Origin of the sequence: Nonomuraea dietziae, from assembly GCF_014195505.1 — a bacterium.
Lineage (GTDB): Bacteria > Actinomycetota > Actinomycetes > Streptosporangiales > Streptosporangiaceae > Nonomuraea > Nonomuraea roseola.
Map to the genome: position 1 here is coordinate 439,823 of NZ_JACIBV010000001.1, position 26,116 is coordinate 465,938.

A 26,116-nucleotide genomic window follows, 5' to 3' on the forward strand; every position below is an offset into this window, starting at 1 on the left:
GCTGCGCGACGGCCAGGGCGCGCCCCGACGGGAGAGTTCTCGGCGAACGGCACCCATGCGCTATAAATGTAGCGATACAGATGTAGCGAATGGAGAGTGTCATGCATGACGTTGTCATCGTGGGGGCCGGCCCCACTGGGCTGATGGCCGCCTGCGAGCTGGCACTGGCGGGCGTGTCCTGCACGATCCTGGACAAGCGCGACAGCGCGTCCAACATCACCCGAGCGTTCGGTCTGCACGCCCGCGCCCTGGAGCTCCTGGACGCGCGAGGCATGGGCGACGAACTGGTCGCGGAAGGCAACCCCCTCAGGACGGTGTATCCCGCCTACGCCTCACGGGTCGACTTCGGGCGGCTCGACACGCGGTACCCGATGCTGCTGCTCGTGCCTCAGAACGGCACCGAGAAGCTCCTTCAGCAGCGCGTCGCCGAACTCGGCGTACAGATCCGCCGCAACGCTCATGTGGTCGGACTGACCCAGGACGCCGGCTCCGTACGGCTGAGGCTCGAGGCTGGAGGCGAACTGGAGGCCGGGTACGTCATCGGCGCCGGCGGCGCCCACAGCACTGTCCGCGACCTGGTCGACGTCGGCTTCGCCGGCGCGGCCTACAGCCTGCCCCTGCTGCTGGCCGACGTCCGCATCCCCACCTTCGAGCCGCCACCCATCACACAGGTCGGCACCCAGGGCGTGGTGGTGACCCTTCCCTTCGGCGACGGCTGGTTCCGGGTCGGCGCATGGCTGCGCGAACAACAGAGCAACCCGGACTTCGCCCAGATCCGCGAGGCGTTCCGGCACATCGCCGGCACCGACTATGACATGAGCGAGCCGCGCTGGTTCTCCCGCTTCACCGCCGAACGCCGCCAGGCTCGCAGTTACCGATCAGGGCGGGTCTTCCTCGTCGGGGACGCCGCCCATGTGAACTCACCCATCGGCGGCCAGGGCATGAACACCGGCATCCTGGACGCCGCCAACCTGGGCTGGAAGCTTGCCGCCACACTGCACGGCTGGGCCCCACCCTGGCTGCTCGACACCTACCACGCCGAACGGCACCCCGTCGGCTCCGCTGTCCTTGCCATGACCGACCACCTCACCGGGCTGGTGCTCAGCGGCTCACGAGTACGCCTGGAGATCAACCGGCGCGTCATGGCGACCCTGCTCCACACCGGTCCCGGCCGCCGCCGCATCCTCGGAAGGCTGTCCGGCCTGGAGTTCGCCTACCCGCCAGGCGAGCCGGGCGCCCACCCGCTGGCCGGGCGCCGCGCAGCCGACGGCCCGACGGATGCGGGCCGCCTGTACGAAGTGCTGCGCGCCGGCACCTTCGTCCTGCTCTCGGACAAGGGCGTGCCGACCTCCTGGCGCAATCGCGTACGGGCGGCCAGACCTCTTGCCGGCACCCGGTCCGAGGCGACGCTGATCCGCCCGGACGGCTACGTGGCCTGGGCCGGAGATCACAACGGTATCGAAGCGGCTCTGGTGAAATGGTGTGGCCCGGCCGACCACCCCAACGGAGAAGGTATCCATGCCGCCGCCTAACCCACAGCGCCGCGACCACCTGGCAGACGCGGCCATCACGGTGCTGGCCGAGCAGGGGTCACGCGGGCTGACCCACAGAGCCGTCGACACCGCCGCCGCTGTGCCGGCCGGCACCACCTCGCGCTACTTCCGCACCCGCGACGCCCTGCTCGACGGGGTCATCGAGCGAATCACCCGCCGGCTCGGCGAACGCGTGGACGCCTACACTGTCCGGCCGATCTCACCCGCCGATCTGGAGGAGGCGCTGGTCGCCGTCCTGACCACGATGCTGACCGGGGGCCGGCACGATCCGCTGGCCCTGTTCGAGCTGCACCTGGAGAGCACCAGAAATCCCCGCCTGCGACACACACTGACCGACGCCCTGCACGGCCGAAGCGACCTCATCGTCCGCCAATGCCGCGCCGCCGGAATCGACATCAGCCAGGACGACGCCATGCTCCTGGAGATGAGCGTACTGGGCATCCTGTTCACCGCCCTCACCACTGGCATCCCCGACGCCCCGGGCGAGCCGATCCGCACCGCCGTACGGGCTCTCCTGGCCCACCATCGAACGCCGACAGCCACCTGACCGCCGCCACCTGGCACAACCGCGCCACCGGCCGGCCCATCCCGATCACTGATCGCCTACGACCACTAACCCTGACTTAGGACTTACTCGTCCAGCCCTTCTGTCATCACCATGTGACCACGTATGGTGAGTATAGTTACACTCAAAGTCACATTCGGGCGAATGTCGCCCGAATCTGGAGCGGTGAACCGTGTTGCCATGCACGCCTCGCCGGTCGGTGAACGTCCGGCGAGAGGCGTGCCCGCCCACCGGCGGAAGGGTGATTCGCCGCGGTTCACCCGAGGGAAGAGGATTTTCCGTGAGTCGTGCACTGATCATCGTGGATGTGCAGAAGGACTTCTGTGAGGGCGGCAGCGTTCCGGTGAAGGGTGGCGCGGACCGAGCCGCCGCCATCGCCGAGCTGGTCCAGCGCGCCGATGGTCAGTATGCCTTCGTCGTTGCCACCCGTGACCACCACATCGACCCGGGCGCCCACTTCTCCGACAACCCCGACTTCCAGGACTCCTTCCCCGTGCATTGCGTCGTCGGCAGCGAGGGAAGCGAGTTCCATCCGGATTTCGCACCCGCCGTCGACTCCGGACACGTCGACGAGATCTTCTTCAAGGGCGCGAACTCCGCCTCCAAAAGCGGTTTCGAGGGCTCGACCAAGGACGGCACGACACTGTCAGCCTGGCTGAAGGCCCGTGACATCGCCGACCTCGATGTCGTCGGCATCGCGACCGATCACTGCGTGAAGGCCACCGCTCTGGACGGAGCGCGCGTGGGCTTCACAGTGCGGGTCCTGCTCGACTACACCGCCGGCGTCGCGGCCGACACCACACGCACCGCCCTCGACGAGCTGCGCCAGGCCGGTGTCGCGCTGAGCGGCGAACCTGTCGTCGCCTGAACGAGGTCCCGTTGATACGGCGGCAGGAAACAACAGATATGCAGGTCAGCGGCCCGTCCTCCAGGCTGAGCTCGAAGGGGCTTACAGGGCTCCGACCTGCATATCCGTTGGAAATTTCGCTATTGCTACCGGAACCCCTGATTCGGCCTATGGACCGTTCGTAGTGCACTCCCAGACCCTGCGCGCGTCGGCCTCCGGAGGTGCACGCGATGATCGAGGGCGCGGTACGGCACGGCACCACCATGAAGGTCGAGGGCAACTACGTCGACTCACACGGCCAAACGGAAATCGGGTTCGGGGTGACCATGCTCCTGGGCTTTGACCTGCTGCCGCGCATCAAGCAGATCAACAAGGTCAAGCTGTATCGGGTGGAGAGCGGCGAGGGCGATCTGTCTGCGCGACGGACCCCGGCTGACCCGGTCGATCCGCTGGCATCTGATCGAACAGGACTACGAGCAGATGATCACGTACACGACCGCCATCAAGCAGGGCACCGCCTTCACCGAGGCCATCCTGTGCCGGTTCGCCGACTCCGCCTCCCACCCGGCCTACCGGGCCATGCTGGAGGTCGGCCGCGCGCAGAAGACCATCTTCGTCGCCCGCTACCTGCGGCTGTGCGAGCCGCATCGGGAGATCCAGGAAGGGTCAACATCGTGGAGTCCTCCAACGGAGGAAACTCGGTGATCTTCTACGGCAAGGGCGGCGACATTGCCACCAACCGGCGCGAGAGTTGGATCTGACCGTCTTGTGCCTGCGGATCCTCCAGGCGGCGTTCGTCTACATCAATACGCTGATGCTGCAAGACGTCTACGCCGATTCCACCATGGCGAAGCTGCTCAAGCCTGCCGGCCGGCGTGGGCTGACACCCTTGTTCTGGCAGCATGTCCAGCCCTTTGGCGAGGTCCGGCTCGATGTCGCGAAGCATCTGTCTCTCGGCGAGAACACCGGTCCAGCCCGTACAGGCGATCAGGCATAGATCACAGCTTGGCGGTGTCAGTCCCGTCGACCTGGTCGGATTCGGGTGTGCGGCGCCACGAACCGGAATAGCGTACTGCGGACCGTCTGCACCCCGGCCTGGTCGGCCCCGAATCGATCGCACAGGCCGGCTTCGCCGGCCATCTACCCGTCTCGGCGGAGGTGGCCGTGCAGGAAGGTGTGGATGCCTGCAGCGACTGTCTTGGTGAGCTCATCGGTGGGCAGAGCGGCGTGGTGGGCCGGCAGTTCGGCTGAGATCAGCAGCAACAGGTGTAGGGCCGCACGGTCGGGGTCGTCGATCCGCAGCAACCCCCGGTCGGCCATCTGTCGCAGGTGACCGCCCAGTTCACGGCGGACGCGGCGCGGCCCGGTCTGCTGCCAGGCATCGATCGCTTCCTGAGGAATGTGGCCCGCTTCGGCGTTGATCTGTGCGACCAGGGAGAAGTGGGCGGCGCTGTCGGGTCTCGGCGTCACCCAGTCCAGGCCGAACTCGATGAGGTCGGCCTCCACATCGGTGACCTTGCGTAGATGGCGGTCGATGACGGCGATCTGCACGTCGGCCGCCCGAGTGGCGCTCTCCTGAATCACGGCCAGGAACAGCCCGGCCTTGTCGGTGAAGTGGTTGTAGATAGTCCGGGTGGATACTCCGGCTTCAGCCGAGATCGCGTCGATGCTGGCGCGCGTGAAGCCCTCGCGGGCGAACACCGTCAGGGCGCCGTCCAGGATCGCCTGCCGCTTACCGGTCAGCCTGCCGCGAGGGTGCGTCTTTGCGGTGTTTTCCCTGGTCATCCAGACCCTCCTGCAGTTTTACAGTCATCGTTTTACTTTTTGCCATGCACGTTGTACTTTACCTCATGCCGGGCCACCACGGTCAGCAATGAGGAGTGACAAACATGATCAGGATTGCCATTGTCATCGGCAGCACCCGCCCGCGCCGCCGTACCGCGGTCGCGGCCCGCTGGGTCGCCGAGGTCGCCAACCGTCACCCCGCTGTCACCGCAGGGGAGGCGACGTTCGAGGTTGTCGACCTGGCCGAATGCGGGCTGTCGGTACTTGACGAGCCTCTGCCCGCGCTGTTCGGCGATTACCACCACGCCCACACCAACCAGTGGGCCCAGACGATCGCGTCGTTCGACGGGTTCGTCTTCGTCACCCCCGAGTACAACCACTCGGCCCCGGCCGCGCTGAAGAACGCCATCGACTTCCTGTTCGCCGAGTGGAACAACAAGGCGGCCGGTTTCGTCAGCCACGGGGTGCACGGCGGCGTGCGTGCCGTGGAGCACCTGCGGCAGGTCATGACGGAGCTCCAGGTGGCCAATGTGCGCACCCAGGTGGCGTTGTCGGTCTTCACCGACTTCGAGATCACCGACCCGGCCGAGCCCGGCATCATTGCCCCAGGCCCGCACCAGGAGCCGACCCTGAACGAGCTGTTCGACGAGGTGATCGCCTGGTCCCGGGCACTCAAGCCGCTGCGTGCGGCAGCCGGTCAGGCGGTGGCCGCGTGACCATGCGCCACCGGTCGCTGGGCCACACCGGACTGCGGGTCTCCGACTCGGCGCGCTGACCTGCGGCGAGGAGCAGATCGGCTCCTCGCCGCAGGAGGCCCCGTCGCATTCTCGACCTGTACGGCGAAGCGGGTGGCAACGGTATCGACACCGCGAACTTCTACTCCGGCGGCCGGGGCGAGACCATCCTGGGCGAACTGCTGGCGGGTCGCCGCGATCGGTTCGTGGTGGCTAGCAAGTATTCGGTCTCGCGCGACGGCGGCGACCCCGACGGCGCCGGCAGCCACCGCAAGAACCTCGTTGAACAGCGCCGTGGTGACGCTCAGCGTCTCGGGGCCCGCTGATGTACAGGCGGGCGTGATAGGAGACCTCCCACACACCTGGAAAGGCAGGGCGCTTGAATGGCCGCCAACGGGGTCCAGTCGCGTGTTGGCGTGGACGATGACGCAGGCCGGGGCCCGACATGCCGACGTAGAGGATCTTTCCGGCCCGTACGGCATCATCCAGCACCCGCATGGTCTCCTCGATCGAGGTATGCCTGTCCCACAGGTAGACCCAGTACAGGTCGAGGTAGTCGGTGCCCAGTCTCCGCAGGCTGGCCTCCAGCGACGGAGTGAGCGGCGTGCTCATCGCTGGCAGCGAAGCCATCAGCGGCATCAAGGCCTCGGACGTCGTCTTCCAGAACACCATCGGGCAGAGTGTCCTGCACACCTTCGCCGTCGGGGACACCCTGCAACTCCACGCATACCGCATCGGGCAAAACGGTTCGGCCTCGGTCCTCAGCACTGGCGACGGGCGCACCATGGTTGCGGCGCACTGGGTGAACGCAACCTGAGTAGAACCTGAGATTCTCCGACCCCGTCCGCGACGCCCCGCCCGGCCCAAGCCGTACGGCGGGGCATCACGATCAGCCGGGCCCACCAGAGCACAGCACTTTGCTGGGTGCGGCGGGCCGCGAACCATGGAGCACGGCGCAGGGGAGCGTGCGGAGTCCGGAGCATGGTGGTCCAGGTGGAAGAGCTGCTCGAACTCCCTGGCCGACGGCTCCTCGGGGGAGGGGAGTGGCTATAGGGGGCAACCTGCGCAGTAGGGAGAAGGGCATGGTGCGGACCTGTGGCCCCGACCAGCCTGAACGGGCGCCGTCACTGAACCGGAAGCAAGATCGACCCCCTGCCGCCGAGGCCGCGACGTGCTGAGCGAATTGATCTACTTTGTAAAGGCGCCCGGCTGTTACACCTCAAAGCCACGACCCAAGCAACCACAGCAACAAGGGGACAGGCGGACACGGGCGGTTCCTATGATGGCGGCTTGATCATCATTTCGGGCTGGATCAGTGTCGATCCCGATAGCCGCGACGACTACCTGCGGGGCTGTGTGAGCGTGGTCGAACAGGCGCGGGCCTCGTCCGGCTGTCTCGACTTCGCGCTCAGCGCCGACCTCGTCGAGGCAGGCCGGATCAATGTCTATGAGCGGTGGGAGTCCGGGGAGAGTCTCGACGCCTTCCGCGGCTCCGGGCCGAGCGACGACCAGGCGGCGGTGATTCGCGCCGCTGAGGTGGCTCGCTATGAGATCGCAGGTGTCGGCCCTGCCTGACGGGCCGGGGTGGGCCTGGGCGCGTGCTGTCGAGGTGGGCGATGAGGGGGAGCTCTCGAGTCTGCTGGCGCCTTGGGGATGGAGGGGGCCTCGGTCGCGGCGGAGGGTGAGCGGGGGTTCGATCCGTGCGAGCGGTGCTGGTTCTGGCAGGGCAGGCTGGTCTGCGTTCCCATCTGCATGTAGCGGGTGATCTCATCGCGTCGGGAGCGGCGCGGTTCATGGCTCCTCCGTGTCCGGCGCCGGTGAGGTGGTCGCACCGGCTGACAGGAGTTTCTCCGCCAGTGCGTGGCAGCGCTTTCTTAGTTCCGGGGGGTCGAGTGCCTCGAAGTCGTGCCCCAGGAGGAGCACGTGCATGAGGAGGAAGTCGAGGCTGCCGGCGCCGCTGATCACTTCGCAGAGTTCGCTCCCGCGTTGTCGTACGACGGCCGCCGAGGGTGGAATCTGTGCGCGCACCGTGTCGGCGGGGGCGTGCACGAGGAAGCGCGCCTGGTGGGGGTAGACCCGGCTCGCGACGCTCTCCTGGACGTATGCGGCCGCGTCGGGGGCCGGGCGTGGGTGGTAGTGCCAGGTCCGTGCGGACACATGGGTCATGCGGTCGACGCGGAAGTTGCGCCAGTCGTCGCGGTCGAGGTCGTAGGCGAGGAGGTACCAGCGGCGGTCGGAGGCGACCAGGCGGTAGGGCTCGACGCGTCGTTGTCGTGTCTGGCCTGCTGACGGGTAGTCGAAGCCGGCTTCGACCTGGTCGCGGCAGGCTTTGGCCAGCGTCATGAGTATGTCGGGGTCGGCTGGTGTGCGGCCTCCGCCGAAGGACTCGACTGAGGCGGAGAGTGCGCGTACTTCGTGTCGTAGCCGGGTGGGGAGGACTTGGTCGAGCTTGGTCAGTGCGCGGAGTGCGGCGTCGCCGGCGCCGGCGATGGCGTCGCTTGCGCCGGTGAGCAGGGAGACCGCGGTGGCGATCGCCTCTTCGTCGTCGAGGAGCAGGGGTGGCAGGTCTTGTCCTGGGCCGAGTTGGTAGCCGCCGCCGACGCCTTGGCTGGCTTGTACCTGGTAGCCGAGTGTGCGTAGTCGCTCGATGTCTCGGCGTACGGTGCGCGGTGTGACGCCGAGCCGGTCGGCGAGTTCGGGGCCGGTCCAGACCTGGCGCTGCTGCAGGAGTCCGAGGAGGGTGAGTACTCGCTCTGTCGTTCCCCGTTCTTGGCTGGTTGCCGGGTCCATGTGGCCAAGCCTGCCAGATAGCGGACCGATGCTGTCCGCTAGGGGTGTCAGGGTGGTTTCATGGATGCGGACGAACTGGACTGGAACCGGACGCTGCGTGAGCAGTGGGAGTTCCACTGGAATCATCAGGTTCGGGCCCGGCTCGAGGGCCTTACCGACGAGGAGTATTTCTGGTCGCCGGTGCCGGATGCCTGGAGTGTGCGGCCGCGTGGTAGTTCGGCGGCGCCTGTGCAGGTGGGGGCTGGGGACTTCACGTTGGACTATGCCTTTCCTGAGCCGGTTCCTGCGGCTTTCACGACGATCGCGTGGCGGCTCGGTCATGTGGTCGTCGGTGTGCTGGCCGCGCGCAACGCGGCGCATTTCGGCGCGCCGGCGGCGTCGTATGAGTCGTGGGAGTACGCCGGTGGCGCGGCCGCCGCGCTCGGCCAGCTCGAGGCTCAGCTGGAGGTTTGGCTGGCGGGGGTGGGGGGCTTGGGCGAGGTCGGGCTTCGGGTTGCGGTGGGGGAGAAGGAGCCCTTTCCCGAGGCGCCCATGGCGGATCTGGTGCTGCATGTTCATCGGGAGCTGATTCACCATCTGTCCGAGGTCTGCCTGCTGCGGGACCTCTACGTGCATACGAAGTCTGTGACGAACGGAGAAGATCGATGAGCCGCGACATTCAGGTCACTTTCGATGCGCGTGACCCGCGGGCGTTGTCGTGCTTTTGGCGCGACGTTCTGGGTTATGTCCATCCCGGCCCGCCTGGGGTCGATCTGCCGGGGGGTGCCGATCCGCTGGCGGCGTGGGATGAGTTTCTCGCGCGGGTGGGTGTGCCGGAGGAGCAGCGCAACTCGAGTTCGGCGCTTGAGGATCCGGACGGGCGGGGGCCGCGGTTGTTCTTCCAGCAGGTGCCGGAGGGCAAGGTCGCCAAGAACCGCGTTCATCTGGACGTTCGTGCGGCTCCTGGGCTGCGGGGGGAGGAGCGGATGGCGGCGTTGGAGGTCGAGTGTGATCGGCTCGTCGGGCTGGGTGCGAGGCGGGTGCGTCGCCACGAGCCTGCTCCTCCGATGAGCGCGGGTTTCATCGTGATGACCGACCCTGAGGGCAACGAGTTCTGCCTGGACTGACGTGGCTCGGTTTGGTGTGGCCGCGGGTCACACGGTGAGGGTGATCTTGCCGCTCGCGTGGCCGCTTCTCAGGTGGTGGAGGGCCTGCGGGGCCTGGCTCAGTGGGTATGTTCTGTCGATGATCGGCGTGAGTTTGCCGGTCTCGATGAGTTCTGTCAGGGTCTGCAGGTCTTGTCGGCGGGGTGTCGACATCAGTCCGGTCAGGTTGTGGCGGGTGAAGGGTGACAGTATTCCGGCTCGGAGTTGGCGGTCGGCGCCTTCTGTCCATCGTCCTGTGTGCGCGCCTCCGACGATGACGAGTGTGCCCGTGGGGGTGAGGGCGCGTCGTAGGTGGGTGAGGGGGCGGTTGCCTGCGGTGTCGAGGATGAGGTCGTAGCGGTCTGGCCTGTCGGTGAAGTCTTCGCGGGTGTGGTCGATGACGTCGTCGGCGCCGATGGATCGGACCAGTTCTGTCTTGGTCGTGCGGCAGACGCCTGTGACGTGCGCTTGGTATGCCTTGGCCAGTTGTACGGCGAAGGTTCCGACGCCGCCGCCTGCTCCGGTGATCAGTACTTTCTGTCCGGGCTGGAGTCGTCCTTTGTCGCGGAGGCCTTGGAGGGCGGCGCAGGCGGAGGCGGGCAGCGCGGCCGCCTGTTCGAAGGTGATGGTGGAGGGCTTGAGGACGATTGTGTCGTGGTGGGCGCCGGCGTACTCGGCGAAGGAGCCGTGGCAGGTGCCGAGCACTTCGTCGCCTGGGTGGAAGCGGGTCACGTTCTCGCCGACTTCTTCGATGTGTCCTGCGACGTCGTGGCCGGGTATGCGGGTTTTGGGGGTGCGTAGTCCGTAGCCTGCCAGGCGGAGCAGGTAGGGCAGGCCGGTGATCAGGTGCCAGGCGCCCTGGTCGACGCCGGCGGCGTGGACGCGGATGAGCACGTCGTCGTGTCCGATGGTGGGTTTGTCGATGTCGCCGAGTTTCAGCGCGTCGGGTGAGCAGTAGGTGTCTCGGAAGATCGCTTTCATGGTCGTCACGTCGTTGCCTTTCGGTGTGGTTCAGGCGGGGAGGGGGGCTTGGCCGTCCTGTTGCGGGGTTTTCACGCCTTTGACGAGCAGCCAGAAGAGCATGGTGATCTCGGCGATGGCGGCGGGGGTGACGAGGTAGGGGTTCAGGGCCGCTCCGAGGTCCGGGGCCAGGAACAGGGTGAGGGTGTCGAGGAGGTAGCCGGCGCATCCGGCGATGAGGAGGACGCCGAGGGGTCGGGGGAACAGGCGGGAGGTGTAGGTGAGGTATCCCAGTGGCAGGAGCCACAGGCCGAAGAAGATCTGTGCGATGAGGTAGCCGTGGTGGTGGAGGTCGAACATGAGCAGCACCAGGGCGTCGGAGGTGTGGGGGTCGAGGGCGTTGGTGTAGGGGGTCTGGGTGGCGAGGAGGAGGGCGGCGAGGTGGTGGACCATGTTGAGGCAGGTGATGGCGACGGCGATGGCGACGAGGGTGACCATGGCGCGGGCGACGTTGGCGTTGACGTGTTTGAGGAGGAGGTAGAGGGCCATGGCCACCAGGAGGAAGAAGGGGGCCTGTATCAGGTCGGCGACGAAGCCTGCGCGGACGAGGCCGGCGTGGGTGGCGGTGTTGTGCGCGGTGGTGGTGGCGTCGCCGGGGGCGTAGACGTTGGCGCGTACGTAGAGGTGGGCGAAGCCGCCGAAGAGGGCGACGATCAGGTAGAGCAGTCCGGCGGTTCTGGCGAGGCGCTGGGGTGAGCGCATGACTCTCCGTGGTTTCGGGTACGGCCGGCGGCGAGGCGGTTTGCTCGTGCGCCGGGTGGGGGTGTGGCGGCTATGTCTGGGTGTCGGGGTATTGGAAGACGTCGTCGAGCGGCACCTGGAAGACCCGCGCGATCTGGAAGGCCACTTCCAGTGAGGGGGAGTAGCGGCCCTGTTCGATGGCGATGATGGTTTGGCGGGTCACGCCGATGCGTTCGGCCAGGTCGGCCTGTGTCATCTCGCCGTGGGTGAAGCGCAGGGCTCGGATGGAGTTGGTGACTTTGGTGGGCTTGGGCACGGTCAGAGGCCTCGGCGGTACGCGACGATCTTCACGATCGACGAGGTGAGTGCGGACAGGACGAATGCCAGGTAGAGCGTGTGGGCGATCCAGAAGGGGGCGGATTCGGCCATGGTGAGGCCGAGTGGGATGAGGGCGAGGATGCTCATGACGTAGAACGCGATGTGTTCGCCGAGCCGGTTGATCTGCTTGTCGCGTTCGTCCTTTTTGTCGGCTTCCTTGGGGGAGGCGAGCGCGGCGGCGATGGTCGTGATGATGTTGGCGGCGATGGCGGCGCCGATGGCGGCGAGCATGGGGCCCACGTAGGCGATCTGTGTGACGTCGGTGGTGGGGATCTGGCGCAGGATGAGCGCGAAGTAGATCACGGGAACGCCGGCCGCGATCGCGGCATAGATCCATGCGCGTTTTTCTTCGAATGACATGTCCGTGCCTGCTCCCATGTAAAACAAACCTGACATGGTTCAACGTAAAGCAGGGCGGACATGATGTCAACGATTCTTAACTTCTCCTGGGGGGTCGCCGCGTTGGCTGCGGAAGCGGTGTTCCCTGTTGTCCGCCCTGACCAGGCGGTTTCCGCCGAAACGCGCGTCGCCCCGCCGACCGGAAGTGCCCGGCCGGCGAGGTGACGGTCCCTGCTCAGCCCATGTCGCGGGCTTGGCGGGCATGCCTACGCACGTGAGCGGCGCGGTCTCGCGTCACTGGCCCACGTTGGCGCAGATCGCGTAGGCCTTGACGCCGTAGCTGATGGCGGACAGGTTCGTGATCCCGATCTGCCACGCGTTGCCCGCCTCGTTGGGCCGGCTCGCGACCACATGCACGTCCCGGTCCTGGACGCGGTTTCCGGACTCGATGATGTGGCCGCCGCCGAGGACTCGCTTGCCCTCGCCGCACGACACCTCGACGACCCTCCCCAGCTGCCCCGGTGCCACGCTCGTGAGCGGTGAGACCACGCGCTCCCATCCGGAGAATCCCTTCTGGCCCTTGTCCGGCTCCGGGAAGTCGGCGGACGACCGCCCGGCGGCGTTGACGGGCGTCTGGTATGACGAGGCCACGGCGGCGGGTCCCGCGAACAGGAGCAGGCCCGTGGTGGCGGCGGTCAGCACCGGGATGACGTGCTTGTACATGCTGATGTGTCCCTCTGTGGGTGATGATCCGATCTTCCGTCGCGATAGTTACCCATAGTCACTGATCGAATACTCTATGTGTTCTAAGATCATTTATGACGGATGCGATCTTCGAGATGGCCGACGGCGTGCCTGGCCGGTGGTGCCTGGGGGGTGGCTGACAGCGTGCTGAGTGCGGTTTGTGAGTGGCGGGCTGGAGGGTGAGGTCGTCCGCGTCGCCTACAACCCCGGAGGAACGGGTCGATGTCATCACATGTTTTTTCCTCGGATCGCGCCGCGCGGCCGCGTTGGCCGCGAACGGTCACGGCGTCGGCGCTGGCCTTGAGTCTGTCCGTGGCCGCGGCGCACCCGGCAGCCGCCGCGGCGACGCCGTCCGCGGCCTCGAGTGACGCCGGCGCGCAGCGCGCTCAGCTCCAGCAGTTGGCGCGCAAGCTGGTGGAGGCAGGGGCGCCCGGCGTGATCGTGCGGGTCGACGACGGCCGCGGCCGTCCGGTCGAGATCGCCGAGCAGGCCCCCTGGACCCGACGGGATCACCTGCTCAAGGTGGGGGACGAGTTCCGGATGGGGTCCAACACCAAGACCATGGTGGCCACGCTCGTGCTGCAGCTGGTCGCCGAGGGCAAGCTCTCCCTGACCGACCCGGTGGAGAAGTGGCTGCCGGGCAAGGTGCCTGGCGGCAGGGCGATCACGTTGCGCATGCTGCTGAACCACACCAGCGGCCTGTTCGACTACACCGACGACGCCGCGATCCGGCCCTCGATGCTCGGCAAGGACCGGCGGCGGTGGACCTCGGCGCAGCTGCTCGCCGTGGGGGTGAAGCACGATCCGCTGTTCGCGCCGGGCACGAAGTGGTCCTACAGCAACACCGGCTACGTCGCGCTCGGCGCCGTCCTGGAGCGGGTCACCGGGGCGGGCCTGGCCGATCTGGTCCGGGACCGGATCGCCAGGCCGCTCGGCCTCAGGCACACCTACTACGCCGCGGGCTCGGCCTGGCGTGGCTCTCATGCGCACGGCTACGAACGGGATGCCGCCCACATGCCGCCGGGTGTGCCGGCCGAGTTCAGGGACCTGGCGGGCGAGCGCCGGCACGGTCACGTGGACGTCTCCGACAACGACCCGGGGTGGGGCGGGGCGGCCGGGGCGGTGGTGTCCACGACGCAGGACTGGTCCCGGTTCCACACCGCGTTGCTGTCCGGCAAGCTGCTGCCCGCCGCCCAGATGGCGCAGCTGCGCACCACGGTGCCGGTCGACTCACGCCAGCCGGACGGGCCCGGCTACGGGCTGGGCATCCAGACCGGCGCCACTCCGTGTGGCACGTTCTGGGGGCACGACGGCGGCATGCCCGGCTACCTGACGACCAACCTCGCCGACCGCACCGGCAGCCGCACGGCGACCGTCCTGGTCTCGACGGAGTTCTGGGCCGAGTTCGAGGCCGACCCGAAGATCGCCAAGGCCGCGCAGGCGCTCCAGGCCGCCGTGACGTGCACGATGTTCGGCAAGCCCGTGCCGGCCGCGGCTCAGGCCGGTTGACCGGCGCGCTCGGCCGCGGGTGCGGTGATGATCGCGGACACCAGGTGTTCGGCTTCGGCCCGCGACATCGCCGCGCCCGCGGCGTGCGCGGCGGCGAACCCTGCGGCGCCCAGGGCGGCGGTGGCCCCCTGTGTGGTCATCCGCACGTCGACGTCGTCGAGGTCGTTGCGGCCCCGCAGCGCGGTGGCGGCCCCGAGCAGCCGTCCCGCCCGCTGCGGCCGATCGCGGTACAGTTCGATCGCGGCGGCCACGACCGCGATCGAGGCCGCGACCGGCGTCTGCCAGGTCAGCGTCAGGTGCACCGCCGGGTGGTCGAGCCTGCGTGCCGCCTCCTCCGGGAGACCCTGCGCGAGGTCCACCTGGGCGAGCACGCCCAGCAGCAACGCGGCCAGGTGCGGGGTCGACCGGCCGGGTGGCGCCTCGGCCAGGCCGGCCCTGGCGTGTTCGCGGGCCGCTTCCGGCCGGCCGGCGCGCCACTCCAGTCGGGCCAGGCCCAGGCACACCTGAGCCCGCGACTCCGCCGAGCCGGCCTGCGCGACCTGGTCGAGCAGGTCGGTCAGCTGCCGCCGCCCGCCGTCCACGTCGCCTGACTGGGCCCGGTGCAGTGCGGCCGCCACCTCGCTCTCCATCGTGTGCTCGGGCATGCCGAGTTCCTGGAAGTACCGGCTGGCCCGCTCGGCCAGTCCCGCCGCACCGGCCGGGTCGCCGGCCCGCTGCAACGCCGCGTTCAGGGTGCTCAGCGTGATGCCCAGGCCCCACCGCTCGCCGACTTCCTCGAAGCCGGTCAGCGCGCGCGACAGCACGTGCGTCGCCTCGGCGGCGCGCCCGGTGTTCATGGCCAGCACGCCTCGGACCAGCAGCGTCAACGACCGGTTCCACGGATCGGTCCGCTCGTCAGGGGAGGCGGGCACGTCCGGTGCGGCTCGATCCGCCGAGCCCACGGCGAGTGCCAGCCGGGCCATCTCCACGATGGGGTGGGTGCCGGGGGCGACGTGCTCCAACGCCTTGCCGATCCGGTCGAAGGCCGCCTCGGCCTCGTCCGGCCGGCTGATGGTCTCGACGGTGGCGAGCGCGTGCGCGGCGACCACGAGCGCGCGGGCGCGCGGGTCGGTCGAGCCGCGCGCCTGGATCATCCGGCCGAGCAGGTCCAGCGACTCCGGCGGGTTGTCGCGCAGGAACCAGAACCAGCACAGCGCGACGCCGTACCTGACCGCCAGGTCGGCGTCGCCGGACTCGACCGCCCAGCGGATCGCCGCCGACAGGTTGTCCCGTTCCGCGGACAGGCGGACCAGCCAGCGCAGCTGGTCGGAGGTGCGCAGGTGCGGGTCCGCGCTCTCGGCCAGCTGAAGGAAGAATTCGGCGTGCCTGCCACGGGCGTCGTCGGTCTCGTCACGCCGGGCCAGTCGTTCGAGGCCGTACTCCCGGATGGTCTCCAGCATGCGGTAGCGCGGCTCGACCGGGTCGGCAGTCTCCACCGGGTGCAGCAGGGACTTGTCGACCAACGCCGTCAGCAGCTGTCGGACCTCGCCCGACCTGCCGATCGCCTCCGCCGCGTCCTCGGTGAAGGCGCCGGGCACGACCGACAGCCGTTCCAGCAGCGCTCGCTCGTCGGTGTCGAGCAGGTCCCAGCTCCAGGCCACCGCGGCGCTCAGGGTGCGGTGGCGCGGCAGTGCGGTGCGGCTGCCCCCGGTGAGCAGCCTGAAGCGATCGTCCAGCCGTGCCGCGACCGCCTCGACCGGCAGGGCGCGCACCTGTGCCGCGGCGAGCTCGATCGCCAGCGGCAGGCCGTCCAGGCGGCGGCAGATCTCGATCGCCGCCGTCAGCGCGCTGCCTTCGGCGGTGAAGCCCGGCCGCACCGCGGCGGCCCGGTCGTGGAACAGCCGGACCGCGGCGCAGGCGCGGGCCCGCTCGAGCGTCGCTCCCGGTTCGGGCAGCTTCAGCGGGAGCACCGGGTGCAGGCTCTCGCCGTCGATGTGCAGGGGTTCGCGGCTGGTGGCCAGCACCCGCAGCCTCGGGCATCGGCCGAGCAGGGTTCCTGCGAGCCTCGCGGCGGTCTCGATCACGTGCTCGCAGTTGTCCAGCACCAGTACCAGGTCGTCGTCGGCGAGCGTGTCGACCAGGTGGTCCAGGACCGTCTCGGCTGTGACGGGCCGCGGCGGCGGGCCCTCTTCGCGCACCCGCAGCAGCTCGAGCACCACGCGGGGCACGTCGTCGGCGCCGACCGGGGCCAGCGGGACGAACCACACCCCGCCGGACGGCGTGAGCTGTCGGCCGATGGTGTTGGCCAGCCGGGTCTTGCCCGCTCCTCCGGGGCCGACCAGGGTGACCAGCCGTCCTCGGCCGAGCAGGTCGGCCACGCGGCGGACGTCGTCGTCGCGGCCCACGAAGGTGGTGAGCGGGACGTCGAGGTTGCCGTGCGATCGGCGGGAGCGGGGCGGCTGGCCGCGCAACACCGCCAGGTGGGCCTCCTGCAGCTGCGGTCCTGGATCGCCGCCGAAACTGTCGGCCAGCAGGTCGCGGATCCGCTGGTAGGCGGCCAGCGCCTCGGCGCCGCGGCCGTTCAGCGCCAGGGCTCGGATCAGCTGGGCGGCCAGCCGCTCCCGCAACGGGTGCGCGGCGGTCAGCGCTTCGAGCTCGGGGAGCAGGTCGAGGTCGGCGCCCAGCGCGAGCTCGGCCTCGATGCGGTCCTCCAGGGCGGCCAGCCTGGCCCGCTCGAGCCGTTCGGCCTCGGCGGCGGCGAACGGTGCCTCGCGCACGTCGGCCAGGGCGGGGCCGCGCCACAGGCTCAGGGCCTCGCGCAAGGTGGCGGCAGCCTCGGCGGGTCGCGACTGCGCGTGCGAGCGCCGGCCCGCGCGGGCCAGGCGCTCGAAGCGGACGGCGTCGACCGCGTCCGGCTCGACGGCCAGCCGGTACCCGGCAGGGCCCGAGGTGAGCAGCCCCGGGTCGCCCAGGAGGCGCCGCAGCCGGGACACCAGCGACTGCAGCGCGTGCAGGCGGTCGGCGGGTGCCGCCTCCTCCCACAGCGCCTCGGCCAGGGTCTCGGGCCGGACGGCACGCCCGGCCTCCAGCGCCAGCCGGGCCAGCAACGCGCGCAGTCGCGCGCCCCCGACCGGCGTCGGGCCGGTGGCGGTGTCCAGCAGCAGGGGGCCCAGGACGCCGACGCGCATCCCTCCGCTGTCGCCGGACGCCTCGATCGCATCTGCCATGGCCAGCAGTGTGCCAGCTGGGGAAGGCAGCGCCGGTCCTCGCTATCGGGTGTGCCCGTCGCTGGGCGGGTCGCCGGCTGCCGCGCGGGCGGTGACCAGGCCCGATTCGTAGGCCACGATGACCGCCTGGGCGCGGTCGCGGACGGAGAGCTTGTCGAAGATGCTGGTGATGTAGTTCTTGACGGTGGACAGGCTGATGTCGAGGACGCGGGAGATCTCGGTGTTGTCGAGGCCGGTGGCCATCAGACGCCACACCTCGACCTCGCGGGGCGTGAGGTCGTCCAGGCCGGTGGGGGTCGGACGGGTAGCGTGGGGGGCCCGTACGTAGGTGGAGATCAGCCGGGTGAGCAGGCGCGGCGCGACGGCGGCATCGCCGGCGTGGACGGTGCGGATCGCGGCGCTGAGGTCCTCAGGGGAGCTGTCCTTGGGCAGGAACCCGTAGGCTCCCGCGCGCAGGGCGCCCACGAGGTAGTCGTCCATGTCGAAGGTGCTGAGGGCCAGGACCCGGCAGCCGGGCAGGGTGGCGGCGAGCTGCCTGGTCGCGCCGACCCCGTCGAGGACGGGCATCCGGATGTCCATCACCACGACGTCGGGGCGCAGCTGGTGGGCGAGGGTGACGGCCTGCGCGCCGTTCTCGGCCTCTCCCACCACCTCGAAGGACGGGTTGGGGGAGAGGATCAGCGACAGGCCTCGCCGGACCAGCAGCTGGTCGTCCACGATCAGCACCTTGATCGGCGGCGTCGGCGGCGTCGGCCCGGTCCCGGTCATCGGCGTGCCTCCTCGTGCTGGACGGCCGCCTCGGCCGCCTCGTCGGTGGTCAGCGGCAGGTCGGCCACCACGGCGAACCCCCCGTCGGCCTGCGGGCCGGCGGTGAGGGTGCCGCCGTGCAGGGCGACGCGTTCGCGCATGCCGATCAGGCCGTATCCGCCGGAGCCCACCGTCGTCGCCCCCTCCTGCGGCGGTGTGCCCCCGCCGTCGTCTCGCACCTCGACGGTGACCCGATCCTGACGGTAGGTCAGCTGGACGGACGCGCGGGCGGGTCCCGCGTGCTTGCGGGCGTTGGTGAGGGCCTCCTGGGCGATCCTGAACACGGTGAGGCCGATGGTCGGCGGCAACGGGCGCTGCGGCCCGCAGACGCCGAAGTCGGTCGGCAGGCCGGCGAGGCGGGACTCGGCCACCAGGAGGCCGAGGTCGTCTGCGCCCGGTTGGGGCTGCGACGGCGCGCTCTCCGGTTCGTCGCCGTCCCGTAGCACGTCCAGAAGCTGGCGCATCTCGCGCAGCGCGAGCCGCCCTGAGGATTCCAGGGTGAGCAGGGCGTCCAGGACCACCTCCGGTTCGGCGATGTTGGCCCGGGCTCCGCCGGCCATCATCTGCATGGTGGTGATGTGGTGGGCCACGATGTCGTGCAGCTCCCGTGCGATGCGGCGGCGTTCGTCGGCCACCGCGCGGTCGGCAAGGAGTCTGCGGTTGGCCGCCACCTCCCGCTGCCAGCGGTTGACCGCCATGGCGGTGCCGACGACGATCAGGGTGGTGAGGGGCGAGGTGACGGCCTCCTGCCAGGGCGGAACGCGGCCGTCGCTCTGGCTCAGCAGCGTCAGCGATACCGTCGCGGCGGCCGCGAGCGCCGTGACCCGGCCGGGGCAGGCCCTGGCGACGGAGTACAGGGCGACCACCAGGACGGCGCCGAAGTGCCTGGGCAGTGGCACGGTCAGGGTGGCCGTCGCATCGAGTACCAGGACGGCGGTGAGCGCCGCCACCGGGTGGCGGCGCCGGGCGAGCAGCGGCAGGGCCGCCAGCGCGACGAAGAGGAACCCGGCCACGCTCACGGCGTGATGGCCGTCGGGGGCGTTGAAGAAGACGTAGCTGAGCAGGTTCATCACGCAGGCCCCGCCGGTCACGAGCGCGTCGTTACGGGTCCACGGCGGCTCGGCGCTGTCGATGTGCGGCAGCTCCCGGGCCTCGCCAGGCCGCGCGTGTCGGCTCCTGCGCATGTCTGTTCCCCCTGTATCCGGCCTCCCGGCCCCCGGAACAGGGTCGCACAGCAGCCGCGGTGCAATGGCCGGCGACGGTGGTTGACCGACCAGGAGACCAGGACCAGGGGCCTGGTCGCCGGCCGGGGGAAGGCCCCAGGGCCCCGGTCCGGATCATCCGCTACCAGGAGGCTTGCCGCCTTTCGCCCTGATGGTCTGGATACCGGCCGGGAGCCCCCGGCAGACATCCGCCTGCAAGTCCGTCCGCCGGAGGACAACGTGATCCGCGCCCTGACCGGATACTCCACCAGACACCCGTGGAAGGTCATCGCCCTCTGGGCGGTGCTGGGTGTCGTACTGAGCGCCCTGACCCCGACGCTGTTCGACCGCGTCACCCAGAACCAGGCCGGGGACTTCCTGCCCCGCAGCTACGACTCGGCCGCCGCGCTGCACATCGCCAAGGAGCAGTTCGGGGTGAACCCCGACGCCACCACGGTGACGGTGCTGGTCGCCAGGGCCGACGGCAGGGCTCTCAGCACCGCCGACCGCAAGCGGGTCGAGGCCGAGGCGGCGAAGCTGGCCAAGCGCCGGGTGATCATGCCCAGGGAGGACGACGGCCCGCAGCAGTTCCTGATCCCCGACCGCTCCCAGACCCCCCGGATCGTCCCTGCCATGACGGCGCCCGACCGGAGTTTCGCACTGCTGTCCGTCGAGCTGATCGGCAATCGCGCGGACCCGGGGGTCCAGGGCGTCTACCGGGCCTTCAGGGACGCCGCCCGGACCCAGTTCTCCGAGGCGGGGATGCGCACCGGTTTCACCGGGCCTCTCGCCGACACCGTCGACACCGTCGATTCCCGCAAGACGGCCACGACGGTCGGGGGCGCCCTCATCATGGGGCTCATCGTCCTGCTCAACGTGGCGGTGTTCCGCAGCGTCCTGGCGGCCCTGCTGCCGTTGCTCGCGGTCGCCGTGATCGGCTCCGTGGCCGCGGGAGCCGTCGCGGTCGCCGCGATGCTCACCGGGCTCAGGCTCGACGCGGGCACGCCGGGGCTGATCAACGTGGTCCTGCTCGGCATCGGCATCGACTACCTGCTGTTCCTGCTGTTCCGCTTCCGTGAGCAACTGCGGGCCAGGCCCGAGCAGTCGGCCCGCGAGGTGGCCGGGCAGGTCGCCGGCCGGGTGGGCACCGCGATCGCCTCGGCGGCGCTGACCATCGTGGCCGCGTTCGCCACGCTGGGCCTGGCCACCTTCGGGCAGTTCCGCTCGATGGGCCCCGCGATCGCCGTCGCGGTCCTGGTGATGCTGCTGGGCAGCCTCACCCTGCTGCCGGCGCTGCTGGCGGCCACCGGGCGCGCAATGTTCTGGCCCTCCAGAGCGGCCCTGCGCCCCGAGGCGCGCGAGGGCCGTGCCGCCCGCCTGGGCGCGCTGGTCACGCGACGACCGCTGATGATGCTGACCGCCTCCGTCGCCCTGCTTGCCGCGCTGGCCGCCGGGTTGATCGGCATCCGCATGGACTACGGCCAGGGCGACCCCGCCGCACAGACCCCCGCCGCGGCCACCGCGGCCGAGATCTCCCGCACGCTGCCGGCCGGCGTGTCGGACCCGACGAGCGTCTTCGTCACCTCCACGGACGGCGGCGCCCTCACCGCCGGCGGGCTCGACGGTCTGTCCCGTGCGCTCACCCAGGTGACGGGGGTGGGCCAGGTCGCAAGGACGGTCCTGAGCAAGGACCACCGTGCCGCCCGGATCGACCTCTACCCGACCGCGGACCCGCAGAGCCCGCAGGCTCGCGACCTGGCCTCAGGACCGATCCGGGCCGCGGTCGCGCAGCACACGCCCGCCGGGACGAGGGCACACGTGGGCGGGACGCCGGCGATCATCGCCGACATCTCGACCGCCGTCGACCACGACCTCACGATCGTGTTCCCGGTCGCGGCCGCGCTGATCGCGCTGATCCTCCTGCTGCTCCTGCGCAGCCTGCTCGCCCCGGTGATCCTGATGCTCTCCGTCGGGCTCGGCTTCGCCGCCACCCTCGGCGCGGTCACCCTGCTGTTCCAGCACGCCCTCGGGAGGCCGGGAGTCAGCTTCACCCTGCCGCTGGTGCTGTTCCTGTTCGTCGTGGCCCTGGGCACCGACTACAACATCCTGATCGCCGACCGGATCCGGGAGGAGATGCAGCGACCGGGTCAGGCCCGCGCCGCGGTGGCCCGGGCCGTACGGCACACGACGCCGGCCATCGCGACGGCCGGCCTGGTTCTGGCCGCCTCCTTCGCCGGCCTGGCCATATCCCCGGGCAACGAGCAGATCGCCTTCGCGATGACGCTCGGCATCATGCTCTCCGCGCTCGTCGTGTCGCTGGTGCTGGTCCCCGCCCTTGCCGCGCTCTTCGGCAGGGCCATCTGGTGGCCGGTCCGCCCGGGGCCCGCCGTGGGCGGCCACCCGCAGGACCGTGCGACCGTACCTGCCCCGCAACCCGACCGGGTCACGGCCCGCTGAGGTGTGGATCGGAGCGCCGCAGGCGTCCGGTCTGCCCGGGTGGGGCGCTTCGACGCCCCGCCTTCCATCCAGTCCGGCGACGCCGCCAGGCGCAGCTCGGGTTGGGGCTGCTGCCGCTGCCACAGCGAGCCGACCGGCCGCGGCGGCGCCGCCTCGGGAAAAGGTGACGACCTCGTCGACGAGTTGCGGCTGATGACCCACCCGTTCGTGCTCGGGGCGGCGAGCGTCTCTTCGGCGAGACCGGCGAGCAGAAACCCCTGCGCCTCGCCGGTGCTCGTACCGTCGGTGACAGCCTCGTCCTCCTCACCTACCGGCCCTCCCAGACGCCTGACCGCCGTCGCGTCGGCGCCGGCCGGCGAGCTCCTCCATGGGTCACCGTCCCCGGCGATGCTCTCGCCAGACACCCTCCGACGCGCGTCCATCGAAGCGGGCCGTCAGAAGCAGGCTGTCAGCGGCGTGCGAGCTGACGGGCTCGGCCCCCGCTGCGTTCCAGAATCGATCGAAGGTAGAGTTGCCGAAGGCCGGGACGCCAACGGTGTCGTCCCCCATGACCGGCCGTGCAGGTCCCGGCCACGCCGCCGAAGGGTTCGGGCAGGACCGGACCGCAGGCACAAGGTCCTCAAGCAGCACGGCGGCGACTGACGGCGGGACGAAACGAACACGAGGGACGGACCATCGACGCGCGCATGCCCCTGACCGTCACCGCCTGCTGCCCGCCGTGACCTCCTCGCGGTAGGTCAGGCACCGCCACCGGCGTGCCGCACCCCGCCGTCGGGCGTCCGTCTGGTGCCTCGCGCCCCCGTCGAGCCGCCTTCTCTCCCCTCGGGCCTCTGCCCGCGCTGCGCGCCGTCGTCGCGCCCACCAGCACGGGTTGCCGCCTGCTCACGTTGCCCGCTCATGTTGAAGGATGTCCTGTTGCCCAGTTCCCCCACGCCTGCCCGCACGCCCGCCGCCCTGGCCACGCGTCTGCGGCCGGGCCGCCCCGCCTGGCTGTCGCCGAAGGTCGCCCGCACCGAGGTCCTGGCCGGGCTGGTGGTCGCGCTCGCCCTCATCCCCGAGGCGATCTCCTTTTCGATCATCGCAGGGGTCGATCCGAGCGTCGGACTGTTCGCCTCCTTCACCATGGCCGTGGTCATCGCCGTCGTCGGCGGGCGCCCCGCGATGATCTCGGCCGCCACCGGCGCCATCGCCCTGGTCGTGGCGCCGCTGGTGCGCGAGCACGGTCTGGGCTACCTGATCGCCACCGTCATCCTCGGCGGCCTCATCCAGGTGGTGCTCGGCGCGCTCGGGGTGGCCAAGCTGATGCGCTTCGTGCCCCGCTCGGTGATGGTCGGCTTCGTCAACGCCCTCGCCATCTTGATCTTCATGGCGCAGGTGCCCGAGCTGATCGACGTGCCGTGGGTGGTCTACCCGCTGGTCGGCGGCGCGCTGGCGCTGATGGTGTTCCTGCCGAGGTTGACCAGGGCGATCCCGGCCCCGCTGATCTCCATCGCCGCGCTGACCGCCCTGACCGTCGGCGCCCACCTGGCCGTGCCCACGGTCGGCGACCGCGGCGCGCTGCCGTCCTCGCTGCCCGTCCCGGGCCTGCCCGAGGTGCCGTTCACCTTCGGCACCCTGTCCCTCATCGCCCCGTACGCCCTGGCCTTCGCGCTGGTCGGGCTGATGGAATCGCTGATGACCGCCAAGCTCGTCGACGACCTGACCGACACCCGCTCCAGCAAGACCCGCGAGTCCATCGGCCAGGGCATCGCCAACATCGTCACCGGCCTGTTCGGTGGCATGGGCGGCTGCGCCATGATCGGCCAGACGATGATCAACGTGAAGAACGGCGCCCGCACCCGGCTGTCCACCTTCCTGGCCGGAGCCTTCCTGATGGTGCTGTGCATCGTCTTCGGCCCGCTGGTTTCCCAGATCCCGATGGCCGCGCTGGTCGCCGTCATGATCCTGGTCTCGGTCGGCACCTTCGACTGGCATTCCGTCGCCCCGGCCACCCTGAGGCGCATGCCCGCCGGCGAGATCACCGTCATGGTCGTCACCGTGGCCGTCGTGGTCGCCACCCACAACCTGGCCATCGGCGTCGTCGTCGGCTCGCTGACCGGCCTGGTCATCTTCGCCCGCCGGGTCGCTCATCTGGCGCAGGTCGCCGCCGTCGTCGACCCCGACGGCGGCCATGCCCTGTACGCCGTCACCGGGCAGCTGTTCTTCGCCTCCAGCAACGACCTCGTCTCCCGGTTCGACTACGCCGGCGATCCCGACCACGTCGTCATCGACCTGTCCGACGCTCACATCTGGGACGCCTCCAGCGTCGCCGCACTGGACGCCGTGCAGGCCAAGTACGCCGCCCGCGGCAAGACGGTTGAGATCGTCGGCCTCAACGAGCCCAGCGCTCGCATGCACGGCGCCCTGTCCGGCGAGTTGTCGGGCAGCCACTGACGCTCCGGCCACCGACCCTCCGGCTCACTGGCTCCCGGCGCCGAGCGCGGGCCGGGCCGTCCGGTGGCGGGTTCGCCGAACAGGTCGCCTCAGCGGATCCTGGCGAGGTCGATGATCACATACCGGCCCTCCAGCTCGTACGCGACCAGCCGATCGTAGGGGTCGATCCCCGGCTGGATGCTGCTCACTTGTCCCTTGGCGTCGGGGCGCAAGCCGAGGTCGCCGGACCGGCCGGTGGTCAGGTCGAGCAGCACCTGGCCGCGCCTGGGGTGCAGATGGACGGTCACGAAACGGTCGAAGGCCAAGCCGAGGGTGCGCTCTGGCAGCTCCTGTTCCCCGGAGCCGTCCCGCAGGCGGTGGAAGAAGCTCCCGTCGGACCTGCGGCCGGTGCACGTCGTCACGCCGCAGCGCACGTCTTCCTCGCCGGGCCGGACGAGCGCCTTGCTGATCTGCCCTGTTTCGGCATCGAGGATCTCCTCGAAGCTGGGCTCGTTGTCCGGCGTGTACTGGCCCGGCGTGCCCACCCAGGGCCAGTTCAGGATGTGGTGGCGTTCGGCGCCCTCGACGGGTGTCACGGCGCCGCCCTCCAGTGGAAGCGTGAAGACGCCGCCCTCATGGAGGGAGAAGGCGATCTTGTCGCCGGTCACGACGAGCCCGTCGCCGCGTCCCTTGATCGGTGTGTCGGTCTCGACGGCGGCGGGCTGCCCGCCCGACAGCGGCGCAGACCAGAAGTTCGTCCGCATCTTGTCGATCGTCTGCCAGACGATCCAGCCCCCGCCCACCGCGTAGTTCGAGGCGAAAACACCCTTCGGGGTGCGGATGTCGGTGATCTTCCGGGGCTGGTCGGTCTTGAGGTCGTAGGCGTAGAGCGCGTCGGCCTTCTCGAAGCTCTGCCACGTTTCCAGCAGGAGCGTGCGATCGTCGATCAGGGTCAGCGGGCGGCCTTTGCGGCCGTTGGGGAGTTTCATCGCGATGGTGTCGACCGCTTGCGGCCACACCTGGGCCACGGGGGCGGGCATCGGCATCGTGAGAGACGGCGTCGCCTCGGGCGTGGGGGTGGCCGCCACCGGAGGCTCGCCACTCAACGTCGCCCGCACGGCCACGCTGCCCCCTCCTGCGACGAGCACCACGGCCGCCGCCGTGAGGAGGGCCTGTGTCCGGACCTTGCGGCGGCGGGAGCGGGCCAGGATCTGAGTCGAGTAGTCGGCAGGGGCCCGTGGTGCGCGCTCCGCCGCGCGTGCGATGACCTGAGACAAGTCGCGTTCCGGCTCTACGGTCATAGGGTCGTCCTCCTCCTTGTGGGCATGACGTGCGGTATGGCCGAACGGAGCCTGCTCAGGCCGAGCGACGCGTGGCTGCGAACGGTGCCCTGGGAAATGCCCAGCAGAACGGCGATCTCGGAGTCGGTGAGCTGTTCGTAGAAGCGCAGGACGAGCACGGTGCGCTGTTTTCGGGGCAGCTCGCGTAGTGCCTGCCACAGCTCCTGGTCGGCTTCGAAGGGCAGCGCGTCCTCCAGCGGGATGTCCGGGACGGTCCACGTGAGTTGCTCGCGGCGTCGGCGCCGCCAGATGCTGATGTGCAGCCGCGCCATGATCATTTTGGTGTAGCTCTCCGGGTCCTCCTTCCTGCGCACGCGTGACCAGGCTCGGTGGAGCCTGATGAGCGCCTCCTGGGTCAGGTCGGCCGCGTCGTGCGTACTACCGCTCAGCGCGTAGCCGTACCGCAGCAATGCATCGGCGCGTTCAGCGACAAACTCGACAAAACGCGAGTCGTCTTCCACTTGGCTTCGCCCTTCCGTGGTCCGTCACCACGTAGACGGATTCGACCCCCGATTTGTTGAATCGCCGCCTCTGCCGCGCGACGAGTGCGGTCACCACGGCGGGCGAGGCCCCCAGCAGGTTCTCTATGGCGGTGATCGAGCGACGAGCCACGGCCCGTGGTC

The 26,116-nt window shown here is 69.9% G+C and carries 27 protein-coding genes and 1 pseudogene; 15 read left to right on the forward strand and 13 right to left on the reverse strand.

All coding sequences use genetic code 11. The annotated features are described in order from the left end of the window. Positions 1–101 precede the first annotated feature (101 nt). From FHR33_RS02240 to FHR33_RS02260, 6 genes and pseudogenes are all read left to right on the forward strand, one after another. Positions 102–1,532, forward strand: coding sequence for an FAD-dependent oxidoreductase (locus tag FHR33_RS02240; protein WP_221240885.1), 1,431 nt, complete (start codon positions 102–104; stop codon positions 1,530–1,532). Then, positions 1,519–2,100 (forward strand): TetR/AcrR family transcriptional regulator, encoded by a 582-nt coding sequence (locus FHR33_RS02245; protein WP_183642783.1) that lies wholly within the window; start codon positions 1,519–1,521, stop codon positions 2,098–2,100. The genes FHR33_RS02240 and FHR33_RS02245 overlap by 14 nt, the downstream gene beginning before the upstream one ends. Positions 2,101–2,398: 298 nt before the next feature. Further along, on the forward strand, positions 2,399–2,986 hold the full coding sequence (locus FHR33_RS02250) for an isochorismatase family protein (protein ID WP_183659830.1): 588 nt from the start codon (positions 2,399–2,401) through the stop codon (positions 2,984–2,986). A 200-nt stretch (positions 2,987–3,186) separates the two neighbouring features. Next, positions 3,187–3,357 (forward strand): annotated as a pseudogene (locus FHR33_RS53110) (Tn3 family transposase); the annotation flags it as partial. After that, on the forward strand, positions 3,305–3,670 hold the full coding sequence (locus tag FHR33_RS53115) for a Tn3 family transposase (RefSeq protein ID WP_376773276.1): 366 nt from the start codon (positions 3,305–3,307) through the stop codon (positions 3,668–3,670). The pseudogene FHR33_RS53110 and the gene FHR33_RS53115, both read left to right, overlap by 53 nt. A 46-nt stretch (positions 3,671–3,716) precedes the next feature. Further along, on the forward strand, positions 3,717–3,962 hold the full coding sequence (locus tag FHR33_RS02260; RefSeq protein ID WP_183642788.1) for a Tn3 family transposase: 246 nt from the start codon (positions 3,717–3,719) through the stop codon (positions 3,960–3,962). A gap of 143 nt (positions 3,963–4,105) precedes the next feature. On the opposite strand, the gene FHR33_RS02265 is transcribed toward FHR33_RS02260, so the two are convergent. After that, positions 4,106–4,750 (reverse strand): TetR/AcrR family transcriptional regulator, encoded by a 645-nt coding sequence (locus tag FHR33_RS02265; RefSeq protein ID WP_183642791.1) that lies wholly within the window; start codon positions 4,748–4,750, stop codon positions 4,106–4,108. Positions 4,751–4,854: 104 nt separating this feature from the next. On the opposite strand from FHR33_RS02265, the gene FHR33_RS02270 reads away from it, so the two are divergent. Next, a complete protein-coding gene (locus FHR33_RS02270; protein WP_183642793.1) occupies positions 4,855–5,466 on the forward strand; it encodes an NADPH-dependent FMN reductase in 612 nt (203 codons plus the stop codon). A gap of 107 nt (positions 5,467–5,573) precedes the next feature. Next, positions 5,574–5,810, forward strand: coding sequence for an aldo/keto reductase (locus tag FHR33_RS53120; protein ID WP_183659831.1), 237 nt, complete (start codon positions 5,574–5,576; stop codon positions 5,808–5,810). Here FHR33_RS53120 and FHR33_RS53125 read toward each other — a convergent pair. Then, positions 5,698–6,156 (reverse strand): aldo/keto reductase, encoded by a 459-nt coding sequence (locus FHR33_RS53125; protein WP_376773088.1) that lies wholly within the window; start codon positions 6,154–6,156, stop codon positions 5,698–5,700. The two genes, FHR33_RS53120 and FHR33_RS53125, sit on opposite strands and share 113 nt — an antisense overlap. Between FHR33_RS53125 and FHR33_RS49685 the strand changes: the two genes are divergently transcribed. Beyond that, the gene (locus FHR33_RS49685) at positions 6,089–6,301 is read left to right on the forward strand and encodes a hypothetical protein (RefSeq protein ID WP_183642796.1); all 213 of its coding nucleotides are present in this window, start codon (positions 6,089–6,091) and stop codon (positions 6,299–6,301) included. The two genes, FHR33_RS53125 and FHR33_RS49685, sit on opposite strands and share 68 nt — an antisense overlap. Positions 6,302–6,774: 473 nt before the next feature. After that, the gene (locus FHR33_RS02290; RefSeq protein ID WP_183642798.1) at positions 6,775–7,059 is read left to right on the forward strand and encodes a putative quinol monooxygenase; all 285 of its coding nucleotides are present in this window, start codon (positions 6,775–6,777) and stop codon (positions 7,057–7,059) included. Between the two features lie 216 nt (positions 7,060–7,275). Here FHR33_RS02290 and FHR33_RS02295 read toward each other — a convergent pair whose 3' ends face one another. Next, positions 7,276–8,274, reverse strand: coding sequence for a helix-turn-helix transcriptional regulator (locus FHR33_RS02295; protein ID WP_183642802.1), 999 nt, complete (start codon positions 8,272–8,274; stop codon positions 7,276–7,278). 60 nt (positions 8,275–8,334) lie between these two features. On the opposite strand from FHR33_RS02295, the gene FHR33_RS02300 reads away from it, so the two are divergent. Continuing rightward, positions 8,335–8,922 carry a DinB family protein gene (locus tag FHR33_RS02300; protein WP_183642805.1) on the forward strand — a complete coding sequence of 196 codons (588 nt, stop codon included), beginning with the start codon at positions 8,335–8,337 and terminating at the stop codon, positions 8,920–8,922. Continuing rightward, positions 8,919–9,380, forward strand: coding sequence for a VOC family protein (locus tag FHR33_RS02305; protein ID WP_183642808.1), 462 nt, complete (start codon positions 8,919–8,921; stop codon positions 9,378–9,380). The genes FHR33_RS02300 and FHR33_RS02305 overlap by 4 nt, the downstream gene beginning before the upstream one ends. A gap of 27 nt (positions 9,381–9,407) precedes the next feature. Here the strand turns inward: FHR33_RS02305 and FHR33_RS02310 are convergent, their stop codons facing one another. The 5 genes from FHR33_RS02310 to FHR33_RS02330 all read right to left on the reverse strand — a co-directional run bounded on the left by FHR33_RS02310 (position 9,408) and on the right by FHR33_RS02330 (position 12,539). Then, a complete protein-coding gene (locus FHR33_RS02310) occupies positions 9,408–10,379 on the reverse strand; it encodes an NAD(P)-dependent alcohol dehydrogenase (RefSeq protein WP_183659832.1) in 972 nt (323 codons plus the stop codon). Between the two features lie 30 nt (positions 10,380–10,409). After that, positions 10,410–11,120, reverse strand: a complete 711-nt coding sequence (locus FHR33_RS02315) for a DUF4386 domain-containing protein (protein ID WP_183642811.1) — start codon at positions 11,118–11,120, stop codon at positions 10,410–10,412. A gap of 70 nt (positions 11,121–11,190) precedes the next feature. Next, positions 11,191–11,415 carry a helix-turn-helix domain-containing protein gene (locus FHR33_RS02320; RefSeq protein ID WP_183642814.1) on the reverse strand — a complete coding sequence of 75 codons (225 nt, stop codon included), beginning with the start codon at positions 11,413–11,415 and terminating at the stop codon, positions 11,191–11,193. Positions 11,416–11,417: 2 nt separating this feature from the next. Beyond that, entirely contained in the window at positions 11,418–11,855 is a 438-nt protein-coding gene (locus FHR33_RS02325; RefSeq protein ID WP_183642816.1) for a hypothetical protein, read from the reverse strand. Between the two features lie 255 nt (positions 11,856–12,110). Then, on the reverse strand, positions 12,111–12,539 hold the full coding sequence (locus FHR33_RS02330) for a hypothetical protein (protein ID WP_183642819.1): 429 nt from the start codon (positions 12,537–12,539) through the stop codon (positions 12,111–12,113). A 321-nt stretch (positions 12,540–12,860) separates the two neighbouring features. On the opposite strand from FHR33_RS02330, the gene FHR33_RS02335 reads away from it, so the two are divergent. Continuing rightward, complete coding sequence (locus FHR33_RS02335; RefSeq protein ID WP_246451590.1) at positions 12,861–14,069, forward strand: serine hydrolase domain-containing protein; 1,209 nt, start codon at positions 12,861–12,863, stop codon at positions 14,067–14,069. Here the strand turns inward: FHR33_RS02335 and FHR33_RS02340 are convergent. Genes FHR33_RS02340 through FHR33_RS02350 form a run of 3 tightly spaced genes read right to left on the reverse strand, consistent with a single transcriptional unit; the run spans position 14,057 to position 19,266 of the window. Then, positions 14,057–17,275, reverse strand: coding sequence for an AfsR/SARP family transcriptional regulator (locus FHR33_RS02340; RefSeq protein ID WP_183642824.1), 3,219 nt, complete (start codon positions 17,273–17,275; stop codon positions 14,057–14,059). The genes FHR33_RS02335 and FHR33_RS02340 overlap by 13 nt on opposite strands. Before the next feature lie 42 nt (positions 17,276–17,317). Beyond that, entirely contained in the window at positions 17,318–18,043 is a 726-nt protein-coding gene (locus FHR33_RS02345; RefSeq protein WP_183642827.1) for a response regulator, read from the reverse strand. After that, a complete protein-coding gene (locus FHR33_RS02350; RefSeq protein ID WP_183642830.1) occupies positions 18,040–19,266 on the reverse strand; it encodes a sensor histidine kinase in 1,227 nt (408 codons plus the stop codon). The genes FHR33_RS02345 and FHR33_RS02350 overlap by 4 nt, the downstream gene beginning before the upstream one ends. Positions 19,267–19,524: 258 nt before the next feature. Here FHR33_RS02350 and FHR33_RS02355 point away from each other — a divergent pair, with 258 nt between their 5' ends. Further along, positions 19,525–21,741: an MMPL family transporter gene (locus tag FHR33_RS02355; RefSeq protein ID WP_183642833.1), complete on the forward strand. Its 2,217-nt coding sequence runs from the start codon at positions 19,525–19,527 to the stop codon at positions 21,739–21,741. 897 nt (positions 21,742–22,638) lie between these two features. Continuing rightward, positions 22,639–24,174, forward strand: coding sequence for a SulP family inorganic anion transporter (locus FHR33_RS02360; protein ID WP_183642836.1), 1,536 nt, complete (start codon positions 22,639–22,641; stop codon positions 24,172–24,174). 89 nt (positions 24,175–24,263) lie between these two features. Here FHR33_RS02360 and FHR33_RS02365 read toward each other — a convergent pair whose 3' ends face one another. Continuing rightward, on the reverse strand, positions 24,264–25,454 hold the full coding sequence (locus FHR33_RS02365) for a TolB-like translocation protein (protein WP_183642839.1): 1,191 nt from the start codon (positions 25,452–25,454) through the stop codon (positions 24,264–24,266). Then, positions 25,451–25,954, reverse strand: coding sequence for a SigE family RNA polymerase sigma factor (locus FHR33_RS02370; protein WP_183642842.1), 504 nt, complete (start codon positions 25,952–25,954; stop codon positions 25,451–25,453). Before FHR33_RS02370 ends, FHR33_RS02365 begins: the two co-directional genes overlap by 4 nt. Between the last annotated feature and the right edge of the window lie 162 nt (positions 25,955–26,116).

What these genes read in the sequence shown, in the direction of transcription:
- FHR33_RS02240 (WP_221240885.1), top strand. Translation starts at nt 102, where the DNA reads ATGCATGACGTTGTCATCGTGGGGGCCGGCCCCACTGGGCTGATGGCC.
- FHR33_RS02245 (WP_183642783.1), top strand. Translation starts at nt 1,519, where the DNA reads ATGCCGCCGCCTAACCCACAGCGCCGCGACCACCTGGCAGACGCGGCC.
- FHR33_RS02265 (WP_183642791.1), bottom strand. Translation starts at nt 4,750, where the DNA reads ATGACCAGGGAAAACACCGCAAAGACGCACCCTCGCGGCAGGCTGACC.
- FHR33_RS02270 (WP_183642793.1), top strand. Translation starts at nt 4,855, where the DNA reads ATGATCAGGATTGCCATTGTCATCGGCAGCACCCGCCCGCGCCGCCGT.
- FHR33_RS53125 (WP_376773088.1), bottom strand. Translation starts at nt 6,156, where the DNA reads ATGGTGTTCTGGAAGACGACGTCCGAGGCCTTGATGCCGCTGATGGCT.
- FHR33_RS02295 (WP_183642802.1), bottom strand. Translation starts at nt 8,274, where the DNA reads ATGGACCCGGCAACCAGCCAAGAACGGGGAACGACAGAGCGAGTACTC.
- FHR33_RS02300 (WP_183642805.1), top strand. Translation starts at nt 8,335, where the DNA reads ATGGATGCGGACGAACTGGACTGGAACCGGACGCTGCGTGAGCAGTGG.
- FHR33_RS02305 (WP_183642808.1), top strand. Translation starts at nt 8,919, where the DNA reads ATGAGCCGCGACATTCAGGTCACTTTCGATGCGCGTGACCCGCGGGCG.
- FHR33_RS02310 (WP_183659832.1), bottom strand. Translation starts at nt 10,379, where the DNA reads ATGAAAGCGATCTTCCGAGACACCTACTGCTCACCCGACGCGCTGAAA.
- FHR33_RS02315 (WP_183642811.1), bottom strand. Translation starts at nt 11,120, where the DNA reads ATGCGCTCACCCCAGCGCCTCGCCAGAACCGCCGGACTGCTCTACCTG.
- FHR33_RS02325 (WP_183642816.1), bottom strand. Translation starts at nt 11,855, where the DNA reads ATGGGAGCAGGCACGGACATGTCATTCGAAGAAAAACGCGCATGGATC.
- FHR33_RS02330 (WP_183642819.1), bottom strand. Translation starts at nt 12,539, where the DNA reads ATGTACAAGCACGTCATCCCGGTGCTGACCGCCGCCACCACGGGCCTG.
- FHR33_RS02340 (WP_183642824.1), bottom strand. Translation starts at nt 17,275, where the DNA reads ATGGCAGATGCGATCGAGGCGTCCGGCGACAGCGGAGGGATGCGCGTC.
- FHR33_RS02345 (WP_183642827.1), bottom strand. Translation starts at nt 18,043, where the DNA reads ATGACCGGGACCGGGCCGACGCCGCCGACGCCGCCGATCAAGGTGCTG.
- FHR33_RS02350 (WP_183642830.1), bottom strand. Translation starts at nt 19,266, where the DNA reads ATGCGCAGGAGCCGACACGCGCGGCCTGGCGAGGCCCGGGAGCTGCCG.
- FHR33_RS02360 (WP_183642836.1), top strand. Translation starts at nt 22,639, where the DNA reads ATGTTGAAGGATGTCCTGTTGCCCAGTTCCCCCACGCCTGCCCGCACG.
- FHR33_RS02365 (WP_183642839.1), bottom strand. Translation starts at nt 25,454, where the DNA reads ATGACCGTAGAGCCGGAACGCGACTTGTCTCAGGTCATCGCACGCGCG.